The sequence below is a fragment of the Streptomyces marokkonensis genome (assembly GCF_039539045.1).
In the GTDB taxonomy this organism is placed as follows: Bacteria; Actinomycetota; Actinomycetes; order Streptomycetales; family Streptomycetaceae; genus Streptomyces; species Streptomyces marokkonensis.
On the sequence record NZ_BAABCQ010000059.1, the window covers coordinates 24,657 to 39,816 of the forward strand.

Annotated in this window: 15 protein-coding genes; 5 read left to right on the plus strand and 10 right to left on the minus strand. The window is 72.5% G+C overall.

Features of this window, described 5'->3' with window-relative positions; translation table 11 throughout:
- Window positions 1–58: 58 nt before the first annotated feature.
- The 3 genes from rocD to ABEA26_RS16875 all read right to left on the minus strand — a co-directional run bounded on the left by rocD (window position 59) and on the right by ABEA26_RS16875 (window position 2,777).
- Entirely contained in the window at window positions 59–1,288 is a 1,230-nt protein-coding gene (gene rocD, locus ABEA26_RS16865; RefSeq protein ID WP_345593201.1) for an ornithine--oxo-acid transaminase, read from the minus strand.
- Complete coding sequence (gene ddaH / locus ABEA26_RS16870; protein WP_425587854.1) at window positions 1,285–2,124, minus strand: dimethylargininase; 840 nt, start codon at window positions 2,122–2,124, stop codon at window positions 1,285–1,287. Before ddaH ends, rocD begins: the two co-directional genes overlap by 4 nt.
- Before the next feature lie 170 nt (window positions 2,125–2,294).
- Complete coding sequence (locus tag ABEA26_RS16875; protein ID WP_345593205.1) at window positions 2,295–2,777, minus strand: Lrp/AsnC family transcriptional regulator; 483 nt, start codon at window positions 2,775–2,777, stop codon at window positions 2,295–2,297.
- A 76-nt stretch (window positions 2,778–2,853) separates the two neighbouring features.
- Here ABEA26_RS16875 and ABEA26_RS16880 point away from each other — a divergent pair, with 76 nt between their 5' ends.
- Genes ABEA26_RS16880 through ABEA26_RS16895 form a run of 4 tightly spaced genes read left to right on the plus strand, consistent with a single transcriptional unit; the run spans window position 2,854 to window position 6,936 of the window.
- Window positions 2,854–3,609 carry a LytR/AlgR family response regulator transcription factor gene (locus ABEA26_RS16880; protein ID WP_345593207.1) on the plus strand — a complete coding sequence of 252 codons (756 nt, stop codon included), beginning with the start codon at window positions 2,854–2,856 and terminating at the stop codon, window positions 3,607–3,609.
- A gap of 3 nt (window positions 3,610–3,612) precedes the next feature.
- Window positions 3,613–3,972: a hypothetical protein gene (locus ABEA26_RS16885; protein WP_345593208.1), complete on the plus strand. Its 360-nt coding sequence runs from the start codon at window positions 3,613–3,615 to the stop codon at window positions 3,970–3,972.
- 19 nt (window positions 3,973–3,991) lie between these two features.
- On the plus strand, window positions 3,992–5,722 hold the full coding sequence (locus ABEA26_RS16890) for a sodium/solute symporter (protein WP_345593210.1): 1,731 nt from the start codon (window positions 3,992–3,994) through the stop codon (window positions 5,720–5,722).
- Between the two features lie 8 nt (window positions 5,723–5,730).
- Window positions 5,731–6,936 carry a sensor histidine kinase gene (locus ABEA26_RS16895; protein ID WP_345593220.1) on the plus strand — a complete coding sequence of 402 codons (1,206 nt, stop codon included), beginning with the start codon at window positions 5,731–5,733 and terminating at the stop codon, window positions 6,934–6,936.
- Window positions 6,937–6,961: 25 nt separating this feature from the next.
- On the opposite strand, the gene ABEA26_RS16900 is transcribed toward ABEA26_RS16895, so the two are convergent.
- The 6 genes from ABEA26_RS16900 to ABEA26_RS16925 all read right to left on the minus strand — a co-directional run bounded on the left by ABEA26_RS16900 (window position 6,962) and on the right by ABEA26_RS16925 (window position 13,304).
- Entirely contained in the window at window positions 6,962–7,132 is a 171-nt protein-coding gene (locus ABEA26_RS16900) for a hypothetical protein (protein ID WP_345593212.1), read from the minus strand.
- A gap of 13 nt (window positions 7,133–7,145) precedes the next feature.
- Window positions 7,146–8,867, minus strand: a complete 1,722-nt coding sequence (locus ABEA26_RS16905) for a septum formation family protein (protein WP_345593213.1) — start codon at window positions 8,865–8,867, stop codon at window positions 7,146–7,148.
- Window positions 8,868–9,009: 142 nt separating this feature from the next.
- Window positions 9,010–9,960: a cytochrome c oxidase assembly protein gene (locus ABEA26_RS16910; protein ID WP_345593214.1), complete on the minus strand. Its 951-nt coding sequence runs from the start codon at window positions 9,958–9,960 to the stop codon at window positions 9,010–9,012.
- A gap of 115 nt (window positions 9,961–10,075) precedes the next feature.
- Entirely contained in the window at window positions 10,076–11,101 is a 1,026-nt protein-coding gene (locus ABEA26_RS16915) for a 6-phosphofructokinase (RefSeq protein ID WP_345593215.1), read from the minus strand.
- A 212-nt stretch (window positions 11,102–11,313) separates the two neighbouring features.
- Entirely contained in the window at window positions 11,314–12,042 is a 729-nt protein-coding gene (locus ABEA26_RS16920) for a type 1 glutamine amidotransferase (RefSeq protein ID WP_345593216.1), read from the minus strand.
- 23 nt (window positions 12,043–12,065) lie between these two features.
- Window positions 12,066–13,304, minus strand: coding sequence for a Mur ligase family protein (locus tag ABEA26_RS16925; protein WP_345593217.1), 1,239 nt, complete (start codon window positions 13,302–13,304; stop codon window positions 12,066–12,068).
- 169 nt (window positions 13,305–13,473) lie between these two features.
- Between ABEA26_RS16925 and def the strand changes: the two genes are divergently transcribed.
- Window positions 13,474–14,013: a peptide deformylase gene (gene def, locus ABEA26_RS16930; RefSeq protein ID WP_345593218.1), complete on the plus strand. Its 540-nt coding sequence runs from the start codon at window positions 13,474–13,476 to the stop codon at window positions 14,011–14,013.
- A gap of 340 nt (window positions 14,014–14,353) precedes the next feature.
- Here the strand turns inward: def and ABEA26_RS16935 are convergent, their stop codons facing one another.
- Entirely contained in the window at window positions 14,354–15,010 is a 657-nt protein-coding gene (locus tag ABEA26_RS16935; protein ID WP_345593219.1) for a TetR/AcrR family transcriptional regulator, read from the minus strand.
- Between the last annotated feature and the right edge of the window lie 150 nt (window positions 15,011–15,160).

A 15,160-nucleotide genomic window follows, 5' to 3' on the forward strand; every position in this document is an offset into this window, starting at 1 on the left:
GTCAGGGCCTTTCGGCCTTTCGGCCTTTCGGCCCTTCGGCCCTTCAGGTCCGGGTCCTTCAGGACGTCAGGACCTTCTCCAGCGTCCCGAGCGCCCCCGCCAGCTCCTCGCCGGTGACGGTCAGCGGCGGGGCCAGCCGGATCGTGGAGCCGTGGGTGTCCTTGACGAGGACTCCCTCGCGCATCAGCCGTTCGCTGATCTCGCGGCCGGTGCCGAGCGCCGGTTCGACGTCGACGCCCGCCCACAGCCCCCGCGCGCGGAAACCGACGACGCCCCTGCCGACCAGGGCGGTCAGGCCCTCGCGCAGCACCGCGCCCAGCTCGGTGGCCCGGCGCTGGAACTCGCCCGTCTCCAGCAGCTCCACCACCGCCGTGCCGACCGCGGCCGCCAGCGGGTTGCCGCCGAACGTCGAGCCGTGCTCGCCCGGACGCAGCACGCCGAGGACCTCCCGGCTGCCGACCACCGCCGACACCGGGACGATGCCGCCGCCCAGCGCCTTGCCGAGCAGCACCACGTCCGGCACGACGGACTCGTGCTCGACGGCGAGGGTGCGCCCCGTGCGGCCGAGACCCGACTGGATCTCGTCCGCGACGAAGAGGCAGCCGGCCCGGCGGGTCAGCTCCCGCACGCCGGCCAGATAGCCGGGGTCCGGGATCAGCACGCCCGCCTCGCCCTGGATCGGTTCGATCAGCACGGCCGCCGTCGTCTCGTCGACCGCTGCCTCCATGGCCGCCAGGTCGTTGTACGGGACGACCCGGAAGCCCGGGGTGAAGGGGCCGAAGCCGGAGCGGGCCGTCTCGTCCGTGGAGAAGCTCACGATCGTCGTCGTACGGCCGTGGAAGTTGTCCGCCGCGACCACGATCGTCGCCCGGTCGGCCGGTACGCCCTTGACGTCGTAGGCCCACTTGCGGGCCACTTTGATGCCGCTCTCCACCGCCTCCGCGCCGGTGTTCATCGGCAGCACCATCTCCGTGCCGGTCAGCGTGGCCAGCCGTTCGGCGAAGGAGGCGAGCCGGTCGTTGTGGAAGGCGCGTGAGGTGAGCGTGAGCCGGTCCAGCTGGCGGTGGGCGGCCTCGGTCAGCGCCGGGTGGCGGTGGCCGAAGTTGAGCGCCGAGTACCCGGCCAGCATGTCCAGGTAGCGGCGGCCCTCCACGTCCTCGACCCAGGCGCCCTCCGCGCGGGCCACGACCACGGGCAGCGGGTGGTAGTTGTGCGCGAGGACGGGCTCCTCCGCGCGGATGAGCTCCTCGGAGCCGCGGGTGCGGGCGGTGCGGGCGGGCGCGGTCATGAACGGGTCTCCCGGATCTCCTGGGTGCAGCACTTGATGCCGCCACCGGCCTTGTGGAACTCGGACAGGTCGACGGGGACGGGCACGTAGCCGAGGCCGGCGAGGCGGTCGGCGAGTGCCCGGGCCCCGGGCGAGAGGAACACGTGCCGTCCGTCGGAGACGGAGTTGAGCCCGAACGCCATGGCGTCCTCGCGAGTGGCGATCACCGCGTGCGGGTAGAGCCGCTCCAGCACCTCGCGGCTGCCGGGCGAGAAGGCCCCGGGGTAGTAGGCGATGTTCCCGCCGGTCCCGTCCGGCCCGTCGTCGAGCACGAACAGCGCCGTGTCCAGATGGTAGAAGTACGGGTCCACGAGCGTCAGCGAGATCACCGGCACGCCGAAGAACTCCTGTACCTCGCGGTGCGCCTCGGGGGTCGTACGGAACCCCGTGCCGGCCAGGATCCAGCGGCCGGCCGGGACCAGGTCGCCCTCGCCCTCGCAGATCGCCTCGGGGTGATGGACCTCGAAGCCCTCCGTCTTGAACCACGCCTCGTAGGGCACCGACTCGGGACGCCGCTGGGGGGCGTGGAACAGGGAGCCGCAGACCCGGCCCCCGACGACGACCGCGCAGTTCGCGGCGAAGACCATGTCGGGCAGGCCCGGGACCGGCTGGACCGTGTCCACGGTGTGCCCGTGGGTGCGGTAGGCGTCGACCAGTGCCTGCCACTGGTTCAGGGCGCGGATGACGTCGACGGGCCGGTCGGGGCTCATCCACGGGTTGATCGCGTACTGCACGGCGAAGTGTCTGGGTTCGCAGACCAGGAAGCGCCGCCGGCGCGGCACACGGGATTCGGACACAGAGGGGTTCCTCCGCTTCATCACGGATTGTGACTGGGGTATGACACCACGGTAGGAAGCGAAGGAGACGGACGACAAGCGACAAAAGCTGCGTGTTCCCGCACGATCGCTGCGTCCTGAGGCAGTCCGGCGCACGCCTGCTGCGCCCTCGGCCGGTCCCCGGGCCCCGCCTACGGTGCCGGATGGCTCGCACCCGCCTCCGGACTGTCCGGGATCAGATGGGACAGCACCATCACGCTGATCGTCTTGCGGATGAACGGCTCGGCCCGGATCCGCTCCAGCACCTCCTCGAAGTGCTCCACGTCCCGTGCCCGCACATGCAGCAGCGCGTCCGCCCCACCGGTCACCGTCATCGCCGCCGTGATCTCCGGGTAGCCGCGCGCGACCTGGGCCAGCCGCCTCGGCGGCGCCGCCCCCTCGCAGTACACCTCCACGTAAGCCTCGGTACGCCAGCCCAGCGCGGACGGCCGCACCGTGGCCGTGAACCCGGTGATCACGCCGGTCTCGCGCAGCCGGTCCACCCGGCGCTTGACCGCCGTCGAGGACAGCCCGACCTCCGCGCCGATCTCGGCGAAGGACGTCCTGGCGTTCGCCATCAGGGCGGTGACGATCTTCCGGTCGAGTTCGTCGAACGAGGCGGGCCTGCTGTTCATGCGGGCACTGTATATAGCGGATACGTCCACGTCGGGCACGTGTGCAGCGCACGGATTGCTCCTACACTCCAGCCTCATGCTGCGCGCCCTGGCCGTCGACGACGAACGCCCCACACTCGAGGAACTCGTGTACCTGCTGAACGCCGATCCCCGCGTCGGCACGGCGGAGGGCGCGTCGGACGCGACGGAGGCGCTGCGCCGCATCAACCGGGCCCTGGAGTCGGGCCCCGACGGTCCGGACGCCATCGACGTCGTCTTCCTCGACATCCAGATGCCCGGCCTGGACGGGCTCGACCTCGCCCGGCTGCTGAGCGGGTTCGCCCGCCCACCGCTGGTCGTCTTCGTCACCGCGCACGAGGATTTCGCCGTCCAGGCCTTCGACCTCAAGGCAGTCGACTACGTCCTCAAACCCGTCCGCAGGGAACGGCTCGCGGAGGCGGTCCGCCGCGCCGTCGAACGCGGGGGCACCGCCCCGGCTCCGCGCATACCCGTGCACGAACCCGACCCCGACCACATCACCGTGGAACTCGGCGGCGTCACCCGCTTCGTCCCCGTCGAGGACATCACCCACGCCGAGGCCCAGGGCGACTACGCCCGCCTGCACACCGACAAGGGCAGCCACCTCGTCCGCATCCCCCTGTCCACCCTGGAGGAGCGCTGGCGCGCCCGCGGCTTCGTCCGCATCCACCGCCGCCACCTCGTGGCCCTGCGCCACATCGGCGAACTCCGCCTGGACGCCGGCACCGTCAGTGTCCTGGTCGGCACCGAGGAACTCCAGGTCAGCCGACGTCACGCCCGTGAACTGCGGGACCTGCTCATGCGGAGGCCGTGAGCCATGCCCCAGGACCCCACCGAACGCCGCGTCACCGTCACCGGCCCGCCCAGACGCACCGGCAGGGCCCCCGGCTACTACCGCCCGCGCACCGAGATCGACGAGCAGACCACCCTCGGACACACCTACGTCCGCTCCCTCATGCGCAGCCAGCTACGGGCGGGCCTCACGGCCTTCGCGGTGCTCGGGCTCCTGGTCGGGCCGCTGCCGCTGCTGTTCGCGGCGATGCCCGACGCCCACCACCTGGAATGGACCGTCCTCGGCTTCGGCCTGTACGCCCCGCTCGTCCTCCTCGCCCGCTGGTACGTGCGCCGCGCCGAGCGCAACGAACGCGACCTCGTGCGCCTCGTCGAGGACCGATGACCCCGTCCCCGAAGGCGCCATGAACTCCAGCTACGCCATACCCGCCGTCGCCCTCGTCGTCGTCGCCACCGTCCTCGTCGGCGCCTTCGGCCTGCGGATCTCCCGCACCACCTCCGACTTCTACGTCGCCTCCCGCACCGTCGGCCCCCGCCTCAACGCCGCCGCCATCAGCGGCGAGTACCTCTCCGCCGCGTCTTTCCTCGGCATCGCCGGGCTGGTCCTCGTCCAGGGCCCCGACATGCTCTGGTACCCGGTCGGCTACACGGCCGGCTATCTGGTCCTGCTCCTGTTCGTCGCCGCCCCGCTGCGCCGCTCGGGCGCCTACACGCTGCCCGACTTCGCCGAGGCCCGGCTCGCCTCCCAGGCAGTACGGCGGCTCGCGGGGGCCTTCGTCGTCGGCGTCGGCTGGCTCTACCTGCTGCCCCAGCTCCAGGGCGCCGGACTGACCCTGGCCGTGCTGGGCGGGGCGCCCGACTGGCTCGGCGGAGTGATCGTCGCCGTCGTCGTCACCGCCATCGTCGCCGCCGGCGGCATGCGCAGCATCACCTTCGTCCAGGCCTTCCAGTACTGGCTGAAGCTCACCGCCCTGCTCGTCCCCGCCCTCTTCCTGGTGCTGGCCTGGCAGGGCGACGGCGCACCCGGCCGCCCCTTCGAGGAACCGGCCACCTTTCGCGAGCAGCGCTCCGTCCGGGTCGAGGACAGCCTCACCCTCAAGCTGGAGCGGCCGCTGACCGTCACCGTCGACGGCACGGTGGACGGCCGCGCCCACGAAGGCGCCCGGCTCGGCCTCCCCGCCGGCACCCATCACATCGAGGCCGGCACCCGCCTCACCTTCGCCGAGGACACCCCCGTCCCGGCCGCCGGACGGGGCGCCGACGACGCCCTGTCACCCTCCCGGGCCGAGAGCCGCACGGAACGCCCGCTGTACGCCACGTACGGCCTGATCCTCGCCACCTTCCTCGGCACCATGGGCCTGCCGCACGTCGTGGTCCGCTTCTACACCAGCCCGCACGGCGTCGCCGCCCGCCGCACCACCGTTGCCGTCCTCGGCCTCATCGGCGCCTTCTACCTGCTGCCGCCCGTCTACGGCGCCCTGGGTCGCATGTACGCCCCCGAGCTGACCCTCACCGGCAACGCCGACGCCGCGGTGCTGCTGCTGCCCGACCGGGTGATCGGGGGAGTGGGCGGAGACCTGCTCGGGGCACTGGTCGCGGGCGGTGCCTTCGCCGCTTTCCTCTCCACCGCCTCGGGGCTGACCATGGCCGTGGCGGGCGTCCTGACCCAGGACGTGCTGCCCTCCCGCGGCGTACCGCACTTCCGGCTCGGCACCCTCCTCGCCATGGCCGTGCCGCTGGCGGCGAGCGCGCTGGTCGGCGGGCTGCCGGTCGCAGACGCCGTCGGCCTCGCCTTCGCCGTGTCCGCCTCCTCCTTCTGCCCGCTGCTCGTCCTCGGCATCTGGTGGCGGCGGCTGACCCCGCCCGGCGCGGCGGCCGGAATGCTGGTGGGCGGCGGCTCCGCCCTCCTCGCCGTCGCCGCCACCATGGGCGGCTTCCCGGGCGGCGGCGGCGCGCTGCACGCGCTGCTGGCCTGGCCCGCGCTCTGGTCGGTGCCGTTGGCCTTCCTCACCATGGTGCTGGTCTCCCTGGCGACACCGGGCCGGGTCCCGGCCGGTACGGCGGCCATCCTGGCCCGTTTCCACCTGCCGGAGGAGCTGCGCACGGACGAACTGCACAAGGAGGCGACCCCGTGAGCGACTCCATGAGCGGTTTCCTGGCGGGCCTGGTCGTCGCCGTGCTCCCGCTCCTGGCCGCGGGCTTCTGGCTGGGGCGGCGCACGGCCCGCCCGCAGAACCTCGGCGGCCTGGGCACCCCCGTCGAGCACGCCACCTTCCAGACCCTGCACACCGCCTCCCTGGCCACACCCCCGCTGCGGGCCGGTCTGACCGAGGAGACCGCAGGCAAGTCGGCCCGCAAGCTGCGCTCCCTGCTCGGCACGGACGCGCTCTGTCTGACCGACCTCAAGGACGTCCTGGTCTGGGACGGCGCGGGCGCCCACCACCGCACCGAGATCATGGAGCGTCTCGCCGGACCGCTGGAGACCGGCCGCGGCGAGGCCTTCCCGCTCTCCTGCCTCGTCCCCGACTGCACGGTGCGCTGGGCGGTCGTCGCCCCGCTCACCGTCGACGACCGGGTGCACGGCGCCCTCGTCGCCTGCGCGCCCCGTGAGTCCGCCGTCCTGGTCCGGGCCGCCGGCGAGGTCGCCCGCTGGGTCTCCGTCCAGCTCGAGCTGGCCGACCTCGACCAGTCCCGCACCCGGCTCATCGAGGCCGAGATCAAGGCCCTGCGGGCCCAGATCTCCCCGCACTTCATCTTCAACTCGCTCGCGGTGATCGCGTCCTTCGTGCGCACCGATCCCGAGCGCGCCCGCGAGCTGCTGCTGGAGTTCGCCGACTTCACCCGGTACTCGTTCCGGCGGCACGGCGACTTCACCACCCTCGCCGACGAGCTGCACGCCATCGACCACTACCTGGCGCTGGTACGGGCCCGTTTCGGCGACCGCCTCGCCGTCACCCTCCAGGTCGCGCCCGAGGTACTGCCGGTCGCCCTGCCCTTCCTCTGCCTCCAGCCGCTCGTCGAGAACGCCGTCAAACACGGTCTGGAGGGCAAGTCCGACCGGTGCCGCATCCAGATCACCGCGCAGGACGCGGGCGCCGAGGCCCTGGTCGTCATCGAGGACGACGGCGCCGGCATGGACCCGGGCCTGCTGCGCCGCATCCTCGCGCGCGAGGTCAGCCCGTCGGGCGGCATCGGGCTGTCCAACGTCGACGACCGGCTCCGCCAGGTCTACGGAGACGACCACGGCCTAGTCATCGAGACGGCCGTCGGCGCGGGCATGAAGATCACGGTCCGGCTGCCGAAGTACCAGCCGGGCGTGCACTCGGCGGGCCGGCTCGGCCGCGAGTGAACCGTGGTGCGCCCCGGCGTGGGGCTCAGGCGCTGCGCGTGGTCACCAGCCCCAGAGTGATCAGCCCCAGCACGACCCAGCCGAACCACAACCAGCCGTTGCTTCCGAGCCCCACCGTGTAGGCCGTCACCGCGACCAGGCCGCCGATGGTGAGCGCCCCCATGGTCTTCGTCGAACTGTCCGTGGAACCGGGCATCGCGACACCCTCCTCATGGTCCGTTCCCCTCCATGGTGCCCCCGTTCTGCCTTTGTACGGTGCAGACGACGAGATGAGAGCCCGATTTCCAGGCACCGGCGGCCGTCCGGGAACCGGACTCGTACAGGGAGGGGTCGAATCCGTAGTCGCGCGGCGGCACCTGGCGCGCACACGCCGTGTCCGCCGCCGCGGGCGCCTCGGCGAGCGTGACGCCGGGGGCCAGCCGGGTGAAGCCGAGCACCTGGGAGTCGTACCGGCCGGAGCAGGACACCAGCCGGGCCTCCCGAGTGGAGCGCACGTCCAGGCAGTCCCGGCGCTGCATGGTGGCGGTGTCCGCGAAGACCGAACCGGGCTCGCGGTGCCGTCCCAGCGGCCCGTACAACGGCCCGTCCGCGCCCACGACCACGCACGCCGTGCGCCTGAGCGCGGTCTCGAAACCGTCCTCGGCGGGCACGACCGCCATGCTGCGCACCCCGGCCAGCCGGTCCCGGACCTCCCGCGTGCGCTCCTCGCACCGCGCCGGACCCTGCCGGCGGGCCTCCTCGGCGGAGGAGGCGGGCACGAACGCCATCACCTGGCCGTCGGGCGCCCCGCCCCGGCAGGCCGGGTCCACGGTGAGGCGCGGTGTCCCCGTGAACCGGGTGCCTCCCGGCCGGCGGGCGCGTACGCAGTCCCCGTCCTCCAGCGGAGCCACGAGCCCCACGGCGTCGCCGTACGGCGTCCCGGCCCCGTCGGCCGCCCGGTCGGCCAGGGCGTACCAGACGCCGCCCAGGGCGAGGGCCAGACCGAGCCCGCCGGCCAGGGCGGCACGCAGGGCCCGCAGGCGCGGACGGCGGTGCCCGGCGGGGGAGGCGGTGGTGGTCCGCCGGTCGGCGGAGGCAGAGGCGGGGACGGATGAAGGGGCGGTGGCGGAAGCGGAAGCGGAAGTGGAGGCGGAAGCGGAAGCGGAAGCGGAAGTGGAGGCGGAAGCGGAAGTGGAGGCGGAAGTGGCCGGTCGGGGTACGGACGGGCGCGCGGCGGACCAGGGCGGCTGCGAGCCCGGGTCGGTCCGCGGCCGGGCGTACGTCTCGGTCTGCGGCGTGACGATCCACGCCAGTTCCGCCTCCGCCTCGGCCACCGTGACACGCGGCCCGGGAGCCCGGCCGAGCAGCCTTTCCAGCAGGGGCCCCAGCGCACCGGCGCGCACGGGCACGTCCCGGTCGTCGGAGGGCTCGCGGCCCTCGACGGCGTAGTACAGCGTGCGGCCCAGCGCCAGGAGAGCGTCACCTTCGCCGGAACCCGCGACGACGTGGTCCAGGAGCAGGATCCGGCCGTACGGCGCACCGCCGCGGTCCGGCGCCAGCAGGATGCCGGCCGGCGCCACCCCCCGGTGCGGCACACCCCGTCCGTGCCCGGCGGCCGGCGCGTCGAGCACGGAGAGCACCGCGAGCCCGATGCGGGCGCAGTCGGCCGGGGCCCGCGGACCGCGCCGGGCCACCAACTCCCTGAGGTCGACGGCGCCCGCCACGTACTCCATGACGGTCCACGGCACGTCCTCGTGCTCCACCACGTCATGAACGGTCACCAGGTGCGGATGGTCGTACGGCGGCGGTGGCAGGTTCCGGGGATCGGCGCGGGCGGCCTTCAGCGCGACCTCGCAGCCCAGCCGCTGGTCGTGGGCGAGCCACGCCCGGCCCGGACCGCCGCTGCCGAGCGGGCGCAACAGCAGATAGCGGCCGGCGACCAGTCGGCCCACTTCCGGCCGCGGTGATCCCGGCCCTTCTGCTTTCGGCCCTTCTGCTTTCGGCCCCTCTGATCCTGAGAACGCGTGACGCGCCATACCGCTCCCCCCGGGCGGTTCCCCCGACGCGTCACATGCTACTGAACGGATCCGCCGTTCAGCCGCCGCGTGTGTTCAGTGAGGCCAGATAGGCGTTGTACGCCTCAAGTTCCTTGTCGCCGTCGCGGTCGGCCGCCCGGTCGCTGCGCCGGGCCTGCCGCTCCTCCGAGGCGTACCACTGGAACAGCAGCGCGAGCAGCACGAGCACGGACGGGACCTCGCTGAAGGCCCAGGCGATGCCGCCGGCCGCGTTCTGGTCGGAGAGCGCCTCGATGCCGAGCGACGCGGGCGGGTTCTTGAACGTCTCGACCATGGGCGAGGACGCCATCATCAGCGCGATGCCGAAGAAGGCGTGGAACGGCATGCCCGCGAACAGTTCCAGCATCCGCATCAGGTAGCCCGGCCGGTGGGGGCCCGGGTCCACGCCCATGATGGGCCAGAAGAACACCACACCGACGGCGAGGAAGTGCACCATCATCGCGATGTGCCCGACCTGGGAGCCCATGAGGAAGTCGAAGATGGGGGTGAAGTACACCGCGTACAGGCTCGCGATGAACAGCGGGATGGTGAACGCGGGGTGCGTGATGATCCGCATGTAGCGGCTGTGCAGCAGCATCAGCAGCAGTTCGCGGACGCCCTTGCGGCCGCGGCCCGCCGGCGGCAGCGCGCGCAGGGCGAGGGTGATCGGGGCGCCGAGCAGCAGCAGGATCGGCGACACCATGCTGATCACCATGTGCTGCACCATGTGCACGCTGAACATGACCATGCCGTAGTCGTTGAGCTTGGTGCACATCATCAGCGCGACGCTCAGCACACCGACGACGAAGGACACGGTCCGGCCCACCGGCCACTTGTCACCGCGGCGGGTCAGCCGGACGACGCCCCACCCGTACAGCGCCAGTCCCAGGAGGCAGGCGATCAGGAAGAAGGGGTCCGCCGACCACGCGAGACCTCGCCCCAGCGTGAACGGCGGCAGATCCGTCGTCATGCCGTGCCCGCTGTGATCCATCCGCCGGCTCCTGTTTCGTGGGGGTTGAGCGCGGTTGAGCGCTGTCTGTCCGAAGCAAGACTAGAACCGCCCCCGGTCACGGTTGTGACCGGGGGCGGCTTGTCGTCGGTACGCCTCAGAGAACGCACTCCGCTTCCGCGTACCGCGCGTCCGGCACCGTCTTCAGCGTCTCCACGGCCTCCGCCAGCGACACCATCGCGATGTCCGTACCGCGCAGGGCCGTCATCATCCCGAACTCCCCGCGGTGCACGGCCTCCACCGCGTGCCAGCCGAACCGGGTGGCCAGCACCCGGTCGTACGCCGTCGGCGTGCCGCCGCGCTGGACGTGACCGAGTATCACCGGCCGGGCCTCCTTGCCGAGGCGCTCCTCCAGCTCGATCGAGAGCTGGCGGGCGATCCCGGCGAAGCGCTCGTGGCCGTAGACGTCCTTGCCGCCCTCGTCGAAGTCCATGCCGCCGGCCTTCGGCTTGGCACCCTCCGCGGCCACCACGATGGCGAACCGCTTGCCCGCCGAGAAGCGCTCGCCGACCTTGGCGGTCAGCTCGTCGATGTCGAAGGGCCGCTCCGGGACGACGACGGCGTGCGCGCCGGCCGCCATGCCCGAGTGCAGCGCGATCCAGCCGGTGTGACGGCCCATGACCTCGACGATCAGCACCCGCTGGTGGGACTCGGCGGTGGTCTTCAGCCGGTCCAGGGCCTCGGTGGCCACGGTGACGGCCGTGTCGAAGCCGAAGGTGACGTCCGTGACGGCGATGTCGTTGTCGATGGTCTTCGGTACGCCCACGATCGGCAGGCCGTTGTCGGACAGCAGCCGGGCCGCCTTCAGCGTTCCCTCACCGCCGATCGGGATGATCGCGTCCAGACCGAGTTCCTCGACGTGCCCCCGGGCACGCTCCACGCCGTCCCGCAGATGTTCGGGACGTACGCGGGAGGAGCCGAGGATGGTGCCGCCGCGGGCCAGGATGCCACCGACCGCGTCGAGGTCGAGCTTGAGGTAGTCGCACTCCAGGAGGCCCTTCCAGCCGTCCCGGAAGCCGATGACCTCGTCGCCGTGGTCGACGACGGCGCGGTGCACGACGGACCGTATGACGGCGTTCAGGCCGGGGCAGTCACCGCCGGACGTGAGGACACCAATGCGCATAGCCCGGAATACCTTCTCAAGTGGCACGGGGGCCGGACCGCGCTGTCCGGCTCGATTCCCGCCACCCTAGCGGCATCGGGGGGCGGGACCGAACCACGCGTCCGCCTACTGGACGTGCGCGCTCACCTGTGCGGATGAGTCATCAGACGGGCCCGCCCGGGGAGGTCCGACGGGTGGGCAGGGAAGGTCGGCCGGGCTGCGCCGCGGTCGGCCTACGCCGGCTGCTGCGCGGCCGCGATGCGCTCGCCCCGCAGCGCCTCGTACCAGCGGTCGTCGGTCGGCGGCAGCGCGTTCACGTCGAGGGCCAGCTTCAGCAGCAGGTCCGCGATCTGCGGGTTGCGCGCCAGCACCGGACCGTGCATGTACGTGCCGAAGACCGTGTCGTTGTACGCACCCTCCGTACCGTCGCCCGTGCCGTTGCCGTTGCCGAAACGGACCTGGGCGAGCGGGCGGGCGCCCGGACCGATGTGCGTGACACCCTGGTGGTTCTCGAAGCCGGTCAGCGGCGGCAGGCCCAGGCGCGGGTCGATGTCGCCGAGGACGTCACCGACACACCGGGCGCCCTCGCCGCGGGTGGAGACCACGTCGAGCAGGCCGAGGCCCGGCTCCCGCTGGCCCAGGTCGTTGATGAACTCCTGGCCCAGGATCTGGTAGCCGGCGCAGACGGAGAAGACGATCGCGCCGTTCTCCACCGCCCGGTACAGGCCGCCGTCCCGGCGCAGCCGCTCGGCCGCGAGCCGCTGCGGGCGGTCCTCACCGCCGCCGATCAGGTAGATGTCGCCGGAGGTCGGGATCGGCTGGTCGCTGCGCACGTCGAGCCGGGCCACGTCGAGGCCGCGCTGGCGGGCCCGGCGCTCCACGACGAGGGCGTTGCCCTGGTCGCCGTATGTGCTGAGGAGGTCCGGGTAGATCCAGACGATCCGCAGTTGGTTGTCGCTCACGAAAGTCCCCTGAAATCTCGCGGTCAGTTGCCGACGCGGCGGCGCAGGTCCTGGAAGGCGGTGTAGTTCGCGATGACCTCGATCCGGCCGGGCGGGCACAGCTGCACCGCCTGGTCGATGTCCTCGCAGACCTGGAACTGCTGGTTCGCGACCTCGAGGCGTACCGCGAGGTCCAGCTTCCGGTCACCGACCAGGCAGATCGGGTGGCCGGTCAGCCTGGTGTAGTCCACGTCCCACAGCCAGGAGGTGTCGGTGCCGTCGGCGCCGCGCGCGTTCACCGAGAGGATCACCGGGGTCGGCGGCGGGTCGATCAGGGAGAACGTCTCCAGCCAGCCCGCCGGGTTCTTGGCGAGCAGCAGGCGCAGGTCACGGCCCTGGTACTGCACGACGTCGTAGCGGCCGGCGACCGCCTGCACCTGGTACATGCGCTCCAGGGCGACCTGCGGCGGCACCCCGAACACGGCGGCGACGGCGGCCGACGAGGCGGCGTTGGCCTTGTTGGCACGGCCCGGCAGCTGGAGGTGGATCGGCCAGGCGGAGCCGTGCGGGTCGAGTACGTGGTCGCCGGACAGGGCCCAGCTCGGCGTGGGCCGGCGGAAGCCGCACTCGCCGCAGAACCAGTCGTCACCGGGGCGCTGCATCACACCGCCGCAGGACGGGCAGGACCAGGCGTCGTCCTTCCACATCTGCCCGGCCGCGACCCAGATCACATTGGGGGAGGAGGACGCCGCCCACACCACCAGCGGGTCGTCCGCGTTGGCGACGACCACGGCCTTCGAACCGGCCAGACCCTCGCGCCAGTTCTCCGCGAGCATCCGGGTCTCCGCGGCGCGGTCCAGCTGGTCGCGGGAGAGATTGAGCAGGGCGATGCACTTCGGCTCGGTGGCCTGGGCGACGCCGACGAGGTACTTCTCGTCGACCTCGATGATGCCGAACCGGGCCTCCGAGCCGCCCGCGAGCGCCGAGGTGATGCCGGCCGGCATGTTGGCCCCGAGCGCGTTGGAGACGACCGGACCGGCCGCCTTGAGCGCCTCGGCGATGAGCCGGGTGGTGGTGGTCTTGCCGTTGGTCGCCGAGACGAGGGTCACGTCCAGGTGCTGGGCGAGCCGTGCGAGGAGGTCGGGATCGAGTCTCAGCGCGACCTTGCCGCCGATCACCGAACCGCTGCCGCGCCCCGCGGCACGAGATGCCGCCGCGACCGCCTTGCCCGCGGTCACGGCGATCTTGGCCCGGGGCGAAAGCGGGTCCGAGTTGCCTGCCATCAGTTCTCGATCCTCCTTGCGTACGCGCCGCGCCTGAAGCCTGACGGCCACGTGGTGTGGACCTCAGCCTATCGAGATCCGTTCGCACTCCCGAATCGCGGCACCGGCCACGGGGTTTTGGCGGTGGGCGCGAGCCGCCGCGGGACACAGGGACCTTACTCTTGCCGCCATGCGACACGGCTCCATCCCGGGCGCCCACGGGCGCACCCGCCCCCTCGGCCTCCTCGGCGACCCCGTCCTGCACGCACCCTGCGAGGAGGTGAGGGACTTCGGCCCGGAACTCGCGCTCCTCGTGGAGGACTTGTTCGCGACCATGTACGCCGCGCGCGGCGTGGGCCTGGCCGCCAACCAGATCGGCGAGCCGGTACGCGTCTTCGTGTACGACTGCCCGGACGACGAGGACGAGCGCCATCTCGGCCATGTGGTGAACCCGCGACTGGTCGAGACCGGCGGGGTGGTGGTGCGCGGGCCGGAGGGCTGTCTGTCGCTGCCGGGACTGGAGGCCGGGACGGAGCGTCACGACGAGGCGGTCGTGACGGGTTTCACGGTGACCGGGGCGCCGGTCACCGTGCGCGGGACGGGGTTCTTCGCGCGATGCCTCCAGCACGAGTGCGATCACCTGGAGGGCCGGGTGTACGCCGATCGCCTGACGGGCCGGCGCCACCGGAAGCTGATGCGGCAGGTGGCGCGGGCGTCCTGGCACCGCTGAGCGCGTTGCCCGGCTGGTGGCTGGTGGCTGGTGGCTGGTGGCTGGTGGCTGGTGGCTGGTGGCTGGTGGCCGGCCGGACAGCTCGACAGCGGACGGGTGGCCGGCCGGACGGGCGCCACGTCGCCGCGGCGTCACGGGCGCGGGCCGACCGGCCGCGTGGAACTTCCCGAGCCACGTGCGGCTGCGCAGGGCTGGACACCACCGGCCACGGACGCCTCCCGCGCCCGGCGCGTGGCCTGAGGCGCGGTGGGGATGGGGCCGCAGCACCGGCACGGCACCGGCACGGCACGGTACCGGCACGGCACGGTACCGGCGTGCGGTCGTGTCCGGCCCGTTGCCGTCAGAAGCCCGGGCCGCCCGCCTTGTCGTCGGCCGCGGCGAGGCGGCCCCACAGCAGGTCGGCCAGGGTTCGCACCAACTCCGCGCGCGAGCAGGGGCGTTCGCCCAGCCACCAGTCCCCGGCGGCGTGCATCATGCCGACGATTCCGTGCCCCCACACCCGGGCCAGCTGCTGGGTGCCCGGTCCGACGTCGAGGCGTTCCTCGATGACCTGGGCCAGCTCCTCGCCCATGCGGCGCAGCAGCGGCGCCGAGTGCTTGCCGATGTCGAAACCCTGCTCGACCTGGTCGCCCGGTGAGGTGCTGCCCTCCGCCGGATGCATCAGGAAGCGGTACACCTGCGGGCGTGCCTCGATGGCCGCCAGATAGGTGTCCAAGGTGGCCTCGACGCGTTCGCGCCGTTCCGCCGGAGCGTCCAGGGCGGCCCGCAGAGAGGACAGGAGCGCGTCCGTGTGACGCTTGGCGAGGGCGGCGTAGAGTCCGCTCTTGTCGCCGAAGTGGCGGTAGAGGATCGGCTTGGTGATGCCGGCCTCGGCGGCGATGGCGTTCATCGAGGCATGGGGGCCGTCTCGCAGCACCACCCGGTCGGCGGCCTCCAGCAGCTCGCGCCGGCGGCGGTCGGCGGACCGCTGTTGATCGGTCCGCTGCGTGGTGTCCATGTGCTCTCCCCACCCGTGGTGTTTCGGTGACGCCTGCGCAAACTAACACCCGGCGGGCAGCCGACATCGAACGGGAGGGCGACGGGGCCTCGGTGGTTGACTTTTCCTACCCACCGGTAACAGACTGCGGTTACCGTAAGTAACATGCAC